The organism is Marinomonas sp., from assembly GCF_965225885.1.
Taxonomy (GTDB): domain Bacteria; phylum Pseudomonadota; class Gammaproteobacteria; order Pseudomonadales; family Marinomonadaceae; genus Marinomonas.
The window spans coordinates 758,008-770,384 of sequence record NZ_OZ245329.1; the positions used below are offsets into that span (position 1 = coordinate 758,008).

12 protein-coding genes are annotated in these 12,377 nt (G+C 44.4%); 5 read left to right on the top strand and 7 right to left on the bottom strand.

The features are described from left to right. Positions 1-59 precede the first annotated feature (59 nt). Positions 60-968 carry a LysR family transcriptional regulator gene (locus ACO05V_RS03425; RefSeq protein WP_421847517.1) on the top strand — a complete coding sequence of 303 codons (909 nt, stop codon included), beginning with the start codon at positions 60-62 and terminating at the stop codon, positions 966-968. A gap of 145 nt (positions 969-1,113) precedes the next feature. Continuing rightward, positions 1,114-2,487, top strand: coding sequence for a DNA cytosine methyltransferase (locus ACO05V_RS03430; protein ID WP_421847519.1), 1,374 nt, complete (start codon positions 1,114-1,116; stop codon positions 2,485-2,487). Between the two features lie 157 nt (positions 2,488-2,644). Here ACO05V_RS03430 and ACO05V_RS03435 read toward each other — a convergent pair whose 3' ends face one another. Then, positions 2,645-3,607 carry an IS5 family transposase gene (locus tag ACO05V_RS03435; RefSeq protein WP_421847521.1) on the bottom strand — a complete coding sequence of 321 codons (963 nt, stop codon included), beginning with the start codon at positions 3,605-3,607 and terminating at the stop codon, positions 2,645-2,647. Between the two features lie 85 nt (positions 3,608-3,692). Between ACO05V_RS03435 and ACO05V_RS03440 the strand changes: the two genes are divergently transcribed. Continuing rightward, a complete protein-coding gene (locus ACO05V_RS03440) occupies positions 3,693-4,451 on the top strand; it encodes a hypothetical protein (RefSeq protein WP_421847523.1) in 759 nt (252 codons plus the stop codon). 325 nt (positions 4,452-4,776) lie between these two features. Here the strand turns inward: ACO05V_RS03440 and ACO05V_RS03445 are convergent, their stop codons facing one another. The 6 genes from ACO05V_RS03445 to ACO05V_RS03470 form a co-directional block, all read right to left on the bottom strand. Further along, positions 4,777-5,895, bottom strand: a complete 1,119-nt coding sequence (locus ACO05V_RS03445; protein ID WP_421847525.1) for an ABC transporter ATP-binding protein — start codon at positions 5,893-5,895, stop codon at positions 4,777-4,779. 11 nt (positions 5,896-5,906) lie between these two features. Next, a complete protein-coding gene (locus ACO05V_RS03450) occupies positions 5,907-6,869 on the bottom strand; it encodes a carbohydrate ABC transporter permease (RefSeq protein WP_421847527.1) in 963 nt (320 codons plus the stop codon). A gap of 9 nt (positions 6,870-6,878) precedes the next feature. After that, the gene (locus tag ACO05V_RS03455) at positions 6,879-7,745 is read right to left on the bottom strand and encodes a carbohydrate ABC transporter permease (protein WP_421847529.1); all 867 of its coding nucleotides are present in this window, start codon (positions 7,743-7,745) and stop codon (positions 6,879-6,881) included. Between the two features lie 32 nt (positions 7,746-7,777). Beyond that, positions 7,778-9,133: an ABC transporter substrate-binding protein gene (locus ACO05V_RS03460; protein WP_421847531.1), complete on the bottom strand. Its 1,356-nt coding sequence runs from the start codon at positions 9,131-9,133 to the stop codon at positions 7,778-7,780. A 67-nt stretch (positions 9,134-9,200) separates the two neighbouring features. Beyond that, a complete protein-coding gene (locus ACO05V_RS03465; RefSeq protein ID WP_421847533.1) occupies positions 9,201-10,211 on the bottom strand; it encodes a LacI family DNA-binding transcriptional regulator in 1,011 nt (336 codons plus the stop codon). Positions 10,212-10,341: 130 nt separating this feature from the next. Next, on the bottom strand, positions 10,342-10,542 hold the full coding sequence (locus ACO05V_RS03470) for a hypothetical protein (protein ID WP_421847535.1): 201 nt from the start codon (positions 10,540-10,542) through the stop codon (positions 10,342-10,344). 76 nt (positions 10,543-10,618) lie between these two features. Here ACO05V_RS03470 and ACO05V_RS03475 point away from each other — a divergent pair, with 76 nt between their 5' ends. After that, positions 10,619-11,134, top strand: a complete 516-nt coding sequence (locus tag ACO05V_RS03475) for a hypothetical protein (protein WP_421847537.1) — start codon at positions 10,619-10,621, stop codon at positions 11,132-11,134. Positions 11,135-11,332: 198 nt separating this feature from the next. Further along, entirely contained in the window at positions 11,333-12,319 is a 987-nt protein-coding gene (locus ACO05V_RS03480) for a type IV toxin-antitoxin system AbiEi family antitoxin (protein ID WP_421847539.1), read from the top strand. Positions 12,320-12,377: the final 58 nt, after the last annotated feature.

Consider the following 12,377-nt stretch of genomic DNA (forward strand, 5'->3'; position numbering starts at 1 on the left):
GATAACAAACACCCGAATAGTGGGCAAAAAAGCGATTCTGTTTTGCATTGGATTCACAAATGAAGCAAATAAAAGTTGATAAAACCGCTGAGATGGAAACTTTCTTAACCGTCGCGACGACAGGCAGTTTGAGCGGTGCAGCAAGAACGTTGGGTCTCACGCCGTCGGCTGTAAGTCGAATGATGACAAGAATAGAAAAGCGTTTAGGTGTAAGACTGCTCGTCCGTTCTACCCGCAAACTTTACTTAACCAGTGAAGGCGAATCCTATGCGCTTGCGGCACGGCGTATTTTGAAAGACCTAGAAGAAACCGAACGTGCTATCGCCGATCGAGCGAGCCCAAGCGGATTGATTAAAGTCAGTACTCCAACGGCTTATAGCCGTTTGACTATGATTCCTTTATACAAAGAGTTTTTAGCGCGTTACCCCAAGATCAAAATAGAAGTCGAAGTGAGCGATAAGATAAGCAATGTGGCCGATGGTCATATTGATGTCGCGATACGTTTTGGCCCTTTACCTGATAGCAACCTAACTGCAAGACGTCTTGGTGAAACAGGCAGGACCATCGTCGCTTCGCCTAACTATTTAGCGCAAGCTGGTATCCCAAAAACGCCCGCTGATTTACAGCACTTTAACTGTCTGGATTTTAGCTTTCAGCGGGTTGAACCTGGCTGGCCATTTCGCGAGAACGGCGAAGACTACATTCTACCGATACAAGGCAGCATGACGTCCAACAATGGTGAAACGCTGGTGGAGCTGGTCATGGCGGACATTGGCATTACCCGAGTTGGCAACTTCCATATTCAACAAGCCCTCGCATCGGGGCAACTCGTGCCCTTATTAGAAGACTTCAACCCGCAGGACAAAGAAGTCATCCACGCGGTGTTTATTGGCGGACAACACATGCCAGCCAGAGTCCGAGTCTTTGTCGATTATCTAGTTGAGAAAATGGCTTCTCTGAAAGAGTAACAAATAAGCATTGGGTTCAAGTTCACCGAAAACACATCTAGCCAGACGTCTCAAATATCATCAGGGTTTATTGGCTGGCTTTAATTCTGAAGTTAGGTATGCCGGAGTTAGTCACCATTGGCTTAGGAGTTGGAGGCGACTTAGTATGATTTTGTCATTACGACAAAACCATCCAATTACGGTAGAATCTAGTTTTGTTTTTTTAAATTTATTGAGTGGCTTTATTTTGATCAAAAGACCCATAGCAGTTGACGTGTTCTCTGGCGTTGGAGGGCTGAGTTTAGGGCTGGAGCAAGCTGGTTTTGATGTGGTCGCTTCAGTAGAGATTGACCCTATTCACTCTTGCGTTCACCAGTATAATTTTCCAAATTGCGCTGTGCTTCCGAATTCTATTAATAACGTCAGCGGTCAAAATATTAGAGATGCGGCTTGCCTCAGTGACACGGTAAAAATTGACTTGGTTGCTGGAGGCGCTCCATGCCAAGGCTTCTCACTAATAGGAAAAAGAGCTTTAGATGATCCAAGGAACCAATTAGTAAAAGAATACATTCGCATAGTAAAAGAACTACAGCCTTCATATTTCCTATTCGAAAATGTGAAGGGACTAACTGTTGGCAAGCACAAGATGTTTCTGGAAGAAATTATAAAAGAGCTCGAATCTATAGGCTATCAAGTTTTGACTCCGTGGAAAGTACTAAATGCCAAAGATTATGGTGTCCCGCAAAGTAGAGAGCGTTTATTTTTAATTGGTGCAAAAAAAGGAGTGCCCTTACCAGAATATCCAGAACAAGGTAACGAAAAATCTGTGAGTTGCGAGCAAGCTTTAGGTGACCTCCCTAATGCAGAAGATTTCGAAGAGCTAATGAAAAGTGATGAAGTAGAGTTTAAATATACAAAAAAAGCTTCGGATTATTCGGCTTTAATGCGTTGTATTAACGATGATGGTTGGAGGTTGGGTTATAAAAGGGAATGGGATAAAAGCCGTTTAACAAGTAGCCTTAGAACAGAACATACTGAGATTTCACGAAGACGGTTTGCAGAAACATCCCCTGGTAAAATTGAAAAAATTTCAAGATTTTTTAAGTTATCTAAATATGGAGTTTGTAATACCCTCCGAGCAGGTACTGATTCATCAAGAGGTGCATTTACTAGCCCACGCCCAATACATTATGAATACCCTCGATGTATAACTGTAAGGGAAATGGCACGCTTACATGGTTTTCCCGACTGGTTCCGATTTCATGAGACAAAATGGCATGGGGCCAGACAAATAGGGAATGCCGTTCCGCCTCCACTTGCTTACGCGTTAGGTAGGCAATTGATGAATATAATTTCACCTAATCTAAAAAGGCCAAATGAAGTTTTGGTTTTGGGGGATGATAATTTATTAAGAATGGACATGTCTTCAGCTTCAAAATACTGGAGTATTGAAAACCCTATCGCCAAACGAGATAGAAAAAGTGGTAACAAAAAACGTAAACAGTCTGAAATTGAAGCGCTAAGGATAAGCAATGGCTAAACTAAGGAACCTCTGTACTGATTAGCACCTCTCCCTTGTGCATAACTTTTTACTCATTTTGGACCTCAAAGAAGCCTATTTTTCCAATAAACAGTCACACTTCGACTCTGTTTATTGCTCTGTGCCAATTTTCAGAGGAGGGGTCCTTCAAAGCGCATCACAATACCCTCCGTGCACGATATAAATTCGCTAAGGCGAAAAGCATGTTTAGCTGAACACTGTTTTTATGCAGTCCCTTATAGCGTGTTTTCGTGAAGCCAAATTGACGTTTGATAATACGAAAGGGGTGCTCTACTTTGGCTCGGATACTCGACAAGAGTTTGGCGGTTTTTTGTCCTACCTCTTTTTCCTTATCGCTCAGCTTATCGGACTGGTAACAGCTTGGGCGTGGAACCGTTTGCCATTGCGTTTCGCTGTACTTAAATTCGTCTCGTTTTTGGATGCCCTGATACCCTGAGTCTCCTATAGCAAACGCTTCCTCACCGTGCAATAAGTGTTCTGCCGCCACAATATCATGGACATTGGCGGCGGTGGTGTGGACACTGTGAACCAAACCATTACGAGCATCGACTCCGATATGCGCTTTCATACCAAAGTACCATTGATTGCCTTTTTTCGTTTGGTGCATTTCTGGATCCCTCGCTTTTTGCTTGTTTTTAGTCGAAAGGGGAGCATTAATAATCGTGGCATCCACGATGGTGCCTGTGCGTAGCATCAAACCTCTTTCGTTTAGATACTCAACAACATCAGACAAAATAGCCTGCGTCAGTTGATGTTTCTCAAGCAAATGACGGAAATGGAGAATCGTCGTTTCGTCTGGAATAGACCCTCTGCTAAGCGAAAGTTTGGCAAACTGACGCATCGAGTGGATCTCGTAAAGTGACTCTTCCATCCCAGGATCACTTAGGTTGTACCATTGCTGCAAACAGTAGATTCTCAGCATAGTATCAAGCTCATAGGGCTTACGTCCTTTTCCCTCCCACTTTGGGTAATGAGGCGAGATCAATTCTTCTAAGCGCTTCCAAGGAATCACCTTATCCATTTCTAAAAGAAAGCGTTCGCGTTTTGTTTGTTTACGCTTGCTGTTATGTTCGGCATCAGAAAAGCTGAGTTGATCCATGGTATTGTCCCAAGTCGAAAGAAATAAAGAGAATCATGCCATAAGTTCGTCTTTTTTCAGAGGTTCCCTAAAGAATCGATATCATATGTTGATTGAGAAGATCTTTTTTGATCATTATCAATCATTAAATGAAGAGCTATACTTTAAACGAGAAGATCTTGAACAGGCAGCTCTTGAGCTAGGGGGTGAGCCTATAAAAAACCTTGGCGATATTATTTATTCTATTCGTTATAGATTGGGGATGCCGGAAAAAATCATTAAGACTCAACCAAAGGGAATGGAGTGGATAATTGAAGGCGCAGGCCGAGCTAAATATGTTATTAAATTGGTAAAAGTAAACAGAATTCTTCCTAATCCTGAATTGATTACGATAAAAATACCAGACTCCACCCCCGAAATTGTAAGCCAATATGCTTTAGCTAAGGTGAGATATAACAGGTTAATCGATATATTTCTTGGACTTACAACCTATTCATTACAGAATCATTTGAGAACAACTGTGAAAAGTGTGGGACAAATAGAAATAGATGAAATCTATGTTGGTGTAGATCAGTGGGGCAGCCATTATGTCATTCCAGTTCAGGCAAAAGGTGGAAATGACCAGCTCTCGGTTGTTCAAACTAAGCAAGATATATTATGTTGTGCAGAAAAATATCCAAATTTGATTATCAGGGCTATTTCCACACAGTTTATGGAGGATGATCTAATTGCTATATTTGAACTTGTTGTTCAAGAAGATCAGGTTAAGTTAGTAAGGGAAAAACATTATAGATTGGTGCCTAGCTCAGATATTTCAGATGAGGACCTGAGACAGTATCGAGTTTCTTCCGGTTCAAGAATGTGATTATCATAGAGCGCTACACATACTTTTTTAGAGTTGACAATATATCTTAGAATTATAAATATTGAATGAATAATCACCTCATTAAAATTTCAAATGGCCATTTTTTTAAAGAGTTAAGTGGCCGTCAACCTCCAATTTTTGTGGTTGGGTCTAACTATACGAAAATATTAGCAGGTCTTATACGTGGTGAAACGGCGATACAAAAAGGCCGAGTTCTATCGAATAATGAAGCTAAAAAGCATATGTCGAAATGGTTGGGCTGATATAAATCCAAGCAGCCTTTTAGTCATCAAAAGGCTGCATTCCACCTATCTTCTCAAAACCCTCAAACCTCCCCTGCATTTAACAGCATGCCTTGCGGGCTGGTGTCGAATAACAAGACGCGATTTAGATCCACCGATAACGAAATATTCTCTTGGCGTTTAACGTGGGAGCGTAGGTCGAGTCGGGCTTTGGCGTCTTCGCCGCCGAGTTTGAACATGATCTCTTTGTCGAAGCCGAGGTTTTCTACCAATTCCACTTGTATGTCGTTGAATTCAAATAGGTTGTCACTAGGAGATCTCTTTAAAGACAAGGCGCTGTCTTCAAAGAAGTCAGGGCGAATGCCAACCAAAACTGTGTCGTGGGATTTGAAGTCCTGTAAATCTACATTGGCGATTTTCGCCGCTGGCAGTCGGTAATTGTCGAATACCAGATCTTCGCCTTCTATCTTGGCTTCAATCAAGTTCATCGCGGGTGAACCAATAAAGGTCGCGACAAAGGTGTTGGTCGGCTGTAGATAGATCTCCATCGGTGTGCCGACTTGTTCGACGATGCCATCGCGCATCACCACGACTCGGTCGCCTAAGGTCATGGCCTCGATCTGGTCGTGGGTAACGTAGATCGCCGTCATGTTGTATTGATGCTGAATACGGGCGATTTCCGTCCGCATGTGATGACGCAGTTTGGCATCTAGGTTCGATAATGGCTCATCAAACAAATACACATCCGCATCACGAGCAAGGGCTCGCCCCATGGCGACACGTTGGCGCTGGCCACCAGATAAATCGGCAGGTTTGCGATCCAAGTAATCGTCGAGCTTGAGCATTTCCGAGACATCAGCGAGTTTCTGTTTGATGGTTTCCGCGTCGGCACCGGATTTCTTCAAACCAAAGACGATGTTTTCTCGCACCGACATATGTGGATACAAGGCGTAGTTTTGAAACACCATGGCGATGTTGCGTTTGTGTGGTGGCAAATCATTAATGGCGCGGCTGCCAATCTGGATTTCTCCCTTGGTGATGTCTTCCAACCCTGCCACCATGCGCAGCGTGGTACTTTTACCGCAACCACTTGGGCCAACCAGCACGACAAACTCACCGTCTTTTACTTCTAAATTGAGGTTCTTTACTATCGGCAAGTTGCCATAGGACTTGTTTACGTTACGTAAGATTACTGAGCTCATAATTCTATTCCTTATCCTTTAACGCCGCCGTCGGTAAGTCCGCCTGATAAATGCTTATTCGCCAACATGAAACAAATCACCACTGACAATAGCGTCAACATGGACGCGGCCATGATGCGATCCCAAATGGCATTTTTCGAGGTGAATAGGGTTTGCAATGCCAACGGCAAGGTTTGGAAATCTTGGTATTGTTTGAGGAACACGGAAGCAAACAAATACTCGTTCCAAGCGATGACAAAACAATAGATAAACACGGTAAACAGCATGGGTTTTGACAAGGGCATGATGATGCGCCAGAAGGCTTCCACCCTTGAGCAACCGTCCATCATTGCCGCTTCTTCGAGTGAGAAGGGAATGGTACGAAAGTAATTTCCCAACATGTACATGGCGACTGGCAAGGTCTGAATCAGATAGATCAAAAACAGACTGAAAATCGTCCCTGTCGCGCTCGATGCCAAGCCGACGTTGACGCTCATTTGATAGAGCGGAACCATCAGCAAAACACCGCCAACCATGTAGACAAACAAAACACCGTTTGCCATCAAGGATTGCGCAGGGAAACGTAAGCGCGCAATGGCATAGGCAGCAAGAGACGCCAAGAAAGTCGAGCAAATCCCTGTCACGAAGGAAATCACAAAGGTATTGAGCATGTAGCGACCAAACGGAAACACATCGCCGCCAGAGCTAAATTTATCCAGTAGCATCTGCTTTTTCTCGGCCGACAGCGCTGGGTTATCAAGTAAGCGTTGCACACTAGCAGGCACATCCACTTCTTTTGCTGGCATCAAGCCAAGTAGCTCTTTGTATGCATCCAAGTGTAAAACACGCGGAATGAGTGACGGATTGCCCCAATCAATTGGGTGTTTTAACGAGGTCGCAAGAATCTGCAAAAACGGAAACACGCAAAAAATCACTAAGGCGAGTACCAAGGCATACAAGATCACAGATTGGGTGGTTGAGCGTTTATTCATCATATTCTTCCCCTACCACTTAAGGACTTTACGAACGTACAGCCAGATCAAGCCGACCAGAACGAGTAATTGAATCACCGAAATCGCCGCCGCGACGCCTTGATCGACGATGCCTGCGAACGCTTGGTAATAGGTGAAAATAGGCAAGGTTTCGACATTGGGTGCAAGCAAGTAAACATCTTCAAAGCGGTTTAAATTCCAGATAATTCGCAGCAACACCACGGTGCCAATGACGAATCTTAGTTCTGGCAATGTCACATGCCAGAAACGGCCCCACGCGTTTTGTCCGTCTATCGCGGCGGCTTCGTACAAGTCTTTCGGTACGCTTTGCAGCTTGGCGAGAAACAGCAAATAGGCGATCGGGAAATGCTTCCAGATATCGAATATGATCACCACAAACAAAGCAGAATCGGGGTTACCGATAAGATTTTCCCGAGTGTCGGTCAGATGCAAAACATCGACCACCACATGGTTGTAAATGCCGTTCACCGGATCGAAAATAAACTGCCAGCCAAACACCACACTGATAACAGGGGCAAAGTAAGGTAGGAGAATCAAACCGCGAGCCAGGTTGCGAAAGCGGAACTCTTGATTCATCAGAATTGACGCCGCTAACCCCAGCACCGTGGTGCCGACAACGGTTCCGATCAGATAAATAACCGATACGCCGATCGAATGGTAATAACGCGGATTACCGAGCAAATCCGTGTAATTTTCCATACCGACAAAGGTCTTGGTGCCATTGAGTTGAACATCAAAAAAGCTCAGGTAGATGTTGAACAAAATAGGGTAAATCACCAGCAAGCCAATGATTCCGACCGCGGGAGCGACCAGTTTTAGGCCGAGTCGAGCTTCGTTTTTTATTAAGACAGAAGACATATTTGCTTCCCTTTATTCATACCTTCGCTTGTTTATTCGCCCATAATGGCTTTCATTTCCGCTTCCGCGCTGTCTAGTGCAGCTTGCGGATCTTTGCCTTCAATGGTTACGTCGTAGATCATTCGAGGAATCACCGATTTAGCAAAGATGGCGCCAGACGCAGGGAAGGTTTTGCCTTTCACCACGGAGAAAGAACGAATGTCGTCAAAACCAGAGACGATTTGTTTCATCTTTTCTGGACCGTAAAGCTTAAATACACCGTTTGGATCTTCCAAATAGGCTGGATCTTCAGCGATGCCTTTTAGCATCGGGTTCATGCCGCCTGGTGCCATATGTAGGAAGGTGATGTAACTAGCTGGATCGTACATAAATTCGATGAAGTCTTTGGTGGCTTTAGTGTCTTCAGCGCTTTGGGTTTTCAGTGCGACAAGGCCAGACAAGGTTCCGTAAGACGCGGCGCTTTTATTGGTGATAATCGGTGCGAACGCGGTGTTTTTTACCAACTCAGGGTCAAAAGTGCCGCCGCTGAGTTCTTTGAAGTTCTCAGAAGATAGAGAACCTTTGGCGACTTCTGCTAAGGCGAGATCATCCATGATGTAAGAGGAATAAAAGAACATGCCCATCTTTCCTTGCAAGTAATAATCCCGAGCACGCCAGTTCTGTGGGCCAGGTGGATTGTACTTAGCTAGCTCTTTGTAATACTTAATAGTTTCTAGAGTGGCTGGGCTGTTGAATACGAGATCGCCCTTAGCATTAAATTCGGCGGCGTTATTGGACAGCGCTAGTTGAGTAAAGACTTGTTCTGTGTAGCTGTCTTGTTTGGTGCCGACCAATATGCCGTATTGATTATTGGCTTTATCGGTCAGTGCTTTGGCGGCGGTTTCAATGTTTTTCCAGGTATTTGGTGCAGCAAGACCTTTTTCATCAAACCAGTCTTTGCGGTACCAGATTCCTTGAATCCAACCATGGTAGGGCAAACCGTAATATTCGCCAGACGGTGAGGTTAGTGTGGTCAATGCGCCTTTGTGGAAGCGATTTTTGCCGATGTCTTTGATCACGCCTTGGTGTGTTTTGGTATCGACAATGCCTTCTTCACCCAGCGCCATGATGATTTCGGAGTTCACTTCAATCAGTTGCGGTGTGGTCCCAGCGGCAACGGCTGCTGCCATTTGTGTTGCCATTTCGTTTTCATCAACAGCGACGACTTTAACGGTCACCCCATCGTTTAAGGCTTCAAAGGTACTGGCCAGCAATTCAATATTTTGTAAGCGGTCAGTTTGGGTTTGCGCTGTCCAAAATTCTACCGTGGCGGCATTGGCGAGCGAGCTGATTAGGAGTCCGTTGGCCAGCACAGTGCCGGCGACGAATAGTGAAGTTCTATTGTTCATTATGGCTTCCTCTATTGTTTTTATTGGTACTATTGTTTTTATTGGTAATTGTCTGAACCTTTAGATTTTAGAATCCTATTGTCACAACGCCCGGTGCTAAAACGACCTGTAGGTCCTTCACCGGAGTTCCTTTGATGCGCGACACCATCATTCTGGCAAGTTGCTCACCTATTTGTGCTGGTGGCGCTTGTTGAATGCTGGTGATCCCCATACTGGCGGTCAGCTCATCAGCGGGTGTATCACAACCAATCACACACACTGGCTTTTCTCTTTCATTGAGCTGTGTGTTGTGTAATCGCATGGCCTCTAATGCCGCGGCTCGCGCGCTGGTGCTGGTTAGGCAAATCAACGCGGTGATATCTGGGTGCTGGAGCAGAAATTCGGCACAGGCGAGGTAACTTTTTTCCTCATCAAAGCCTACTTCTAGCCATTGTTCAGACGCAAGAGAAAGCCCAATTTGTTCGGCGGCGTCTTGAATACCGCGTCGTCTTTCCTGGGCGAAAAAATATCGCTCGCTTACCGATACCACGCCAATCTTGCGATGGCCTTGTTCGTGCAATCGGCTAAGGCTTAAATGACCGACTTGATAGTTGTCTAAATCCAGCCAAGCAAATTGCGCCGCGCGCTCGGTGCGTCCGTAACACACAAAAGGTACGTTAAGTTTCAGTAAACGATGGACTTTCGGGTCGTTAACCCGAGTGCGAAGGAGCAGAAAACCGTCTTGATCGCCCGCTTTTACTAGGCGTTCAAACTCACTTAATTCCTGTTTGCCCGTATCGATTGCCACCACTTGCAGTAAATAACCCTCTGCTTGCAGCGCATGTCGAGTCCCAGCCAACACCTTCGAAAGAATGGGGTCGAGATATTGTGTGTCTTGGCAAGGAATAATCGCCGTGATCACACGTTTTGCTTGCACCCAATGAGCCATTTCTGGCCCTTTCAATTGGTAGCCCTGTCGCGCTGCTTCTTTCAGCACACGCTTTTTCGTACTTGGGCTAATGTCTGGATAATCGTTCAGTGCTCGTGACACTGTCGATACCGACAACTCCAACTGGGTTGCTATCTCTTTAATTGACATAAATTAATTCACTGCACCATTCTTATTGTTACCACTGTCCATCATTCAAGCCTGATTTAAAAGACTTAATCGTGCATTTTGTGACCAGCAATAATTGACGTTAAGACCGAAAATGTTTCGATGCAATACTTTATTTTTGCACAATTTGAGTGCGTTTTGCCGCGGTGAGGTTTCTTTCGATTTCATTGAAAAGGCAGCATGATTTCTCGTAGATCTGATGGAGGACTCGCGGAATGAGTGACGGATTGCCCCAATCAATTGGGTGTTTTAACGAGGTCGTAATGGTTTCTAGTGTTGTGGGCTGTTGAAGACCAAACTGCCTAATGCGCATTTAATTTAACCTTATATTGAATTAAACTAATCTCTACTCTTTAAAGAACTGAAAAAGCGATAAGCTGTGGAAGATTATGGATCATTACATTGGTTATGCTATATCTGGTTTGCTTGTTCTTTCGGTTTTACTACTCAGTGCTCTGATCCCCGGAGGCCCCGTCGAGACGCGCAACTTTTCACATATATCGCCCTTCATTTTAGGCAGCTTTAACACCTTCCTAACCGTTCTCGGTATTGCCAGCTTTCCCTTAGCCTATTTTTGTATTGGCGGTGGACGTCTTGCTCTGATTGGCTCTTTACTCTGTGGTATTGGGTATTTTCTGGTCTATGCGCTGGATTTGGCGAAAATATTTCCTATCTCTAAGGATAAAATGCCAAAGGTCCTATTTATTATCGAAGTGTTAGGGCTCATTATATCGATTCCATTAACCCTGTTGTCCCTTATGTATATGTCCATGCCAAAAAATGGGGTCATGGAAGTCGAGATTTCATCTAGTATCATTCTTTATACACTGGCGTTTATGCTGATTGTCGGCATCGGTATTATTACCTTTGCGACCAGAGCAGCCATGGGAAAAACGAAAAAGTGAATGGGTAGAAAAAAGAGCCTCTTTAGGGGCGACGAAAGGCTTTTCTCGCTTGATCAATTTCCTCCCGCATAAAACAGTCTTCCGCATGGTCGTTGATGAGTCCCATGGATTGCATGAAGGGAAAGATATTTGTATTGTCTGAGGATCAAAGATATAGTTTGTTCATGATTCATGAACAAACTTGAAGAGTGAACATCAATGTCGACTAGGACAAGAAAAACTGCATTAGCTATGAATGTGCTGGCGTTGTTACCAGCTCACATTAAAGCCGACTTCGTCCAAAATGAGTGCGTTAACGGTGAGAATTTTACCGATGGTGAAGTGTGCTTAACCGTGAGTGGTGATGAATATCCTTTCTATGTTGCAGTGAAAAACATTCATCGCAAGGAAAGCTTAAGCTCATTATTCGCTGATGCAGCACCTAATACGTTGCTGATTTGTAATCGTCTTACGCCTTACTTAGCTGACATCTGCATGGAAAATAGGATTAACTTCATTGATAGCGCAGGGAATGTAAGAATTAACAACGCAGCTCTGCATATTTGGATTGAATCCCAACAAACGAGCCAATCGAAGAATAAATTAAATCTTGCAAACAAAAGCAACAAATTAGGTGAAGGCGCAGCAAAGTTGCTATTTGTTCTTTTATCTAAACCCGATGTGCTTAATTTGTCATACCGAGAGATTGCTGAATACGCCAATATTTCATTGGGCATGGTGAGCAAAGGTTTGGGGATTTTTGAGTCTGAGTCCCTGATTAGCCTTGGCGATACGAGACGAATACTGGACACAGAACGGATGCTAAGCCTTTGGGTCGAATCTTATCGTTTATCGATTAGACCAAAACTAGGCGGCATTCGTTTACAGTTCGAAAGGGAATGGCAAGATATTCCAATGGAAGAAAACGATTTTTGGGGCGGAGAAGCCGCAGCAGAAAAATTAACCCAATACCTTCATCCTCAAGAGTTACAGCTGTTTACCCGCCAGCCGTTACAAAAGAAACTAGCCCAACTTAAATGCCGCCCGAATCCAGAAGGGCTTTTATGGTTAGTTCCAGCCTTTTGGGGAGCCAAGTTAGCATGGTCAGAAACAAGCCAAGCGCTATTGGCCGTAGCCGAATTAGAAGCGAGCAAGGATAGCCGTAATATAGAAGTCGCAAGGATGATACATGAGCAGTATTTATAAACTACAGCCCCCGTTAACCCTGCTGAACCCAGCGTTTGAGCCGGTGTTTTTATCGTGG

Coding starts and splice junctions, on each gene's coding strand:
- ACO05V_RS03425 (WP_421847517.1), top strand. CDS start 60: ATGAAGCAAATAAAAGTTGATAAAACCGCTGAGATGGAAACTTTCTTA.
- ACO05V_RS03430 (WP_421847519.1), top strand. CDS start 1,114: ATGATTTTGTCATTACGACAAAACCATCCAATTACGGTAGAATCTAGT.
- ACO05V_RS03435 (WP_421847521.1), bottom strand. CDS start 3,607: ATGGATCAACTCAGCTTTTCTGATGCCGAACATAACAGCAAGCGTAAA.
- ACO05V_RS03440 (WP_421847523.1), top strand. CDS start 3,693: ATGTTGATTGAGAAGATCTTTTTTGATCATTATCAATCATTAAATGAA.
- ACO05V_RS03445 (WP_421847525.1), bottom strand. CDS start 5,895: ATGAGCTCAGTAATCTTACGTAACGTAAACAAGTCCTATGGCAACTTG.
- ACO05V_RS03450 (WP_421847527.1), bottom strand. CDS start 6,869: ATGATGAATAAACGCTCAACCACCCAATCTGTGATCTTGTATGCCTTG.
- ACO05V_RS03455 (WP_421847529.1), bottom strand. CDS start 7,745: ATGTCTTCTGTCTTAATAAAAAACGAAGCTCGACTCGGCCTAAAACTG.
- ACO05V_RS03460 (WP_421847531.1), bottom strand. CDS start 9,133: ATGAACAATAGAACTTCACTATTCGTCGCCGGCACTGTGCTGGCCAAC.
- ACO05V_RS03465 (WP_421847533.1), bottom strand. CDS start 10,211: ATGTCAATTAAAGAGATAGCAACCCAGTTGGAGTTGTCGGTATCGACA.
- ACO05V_RS03470 (WP_421847535.1), bottom strand. CDS start 10,542: ATGCGCATTAGGCAGTTTGGTCTTCAACAGCCCACAACACTAGAAACC.
- ACO05V_RS03475 (WP_421847537.1), top strand. CDS start 10,619: ATGGATCATTACATTGGTTATGCTATATCTGGTTTGCTTGTTCTTTCG.
- ACO05V_RS03480 (WP_421847539.1), top strand. CDS start 11,333: ATGTCGACTAGGACAAGAAAAACTGCATTAGCTATGAATGTGCTGGCG.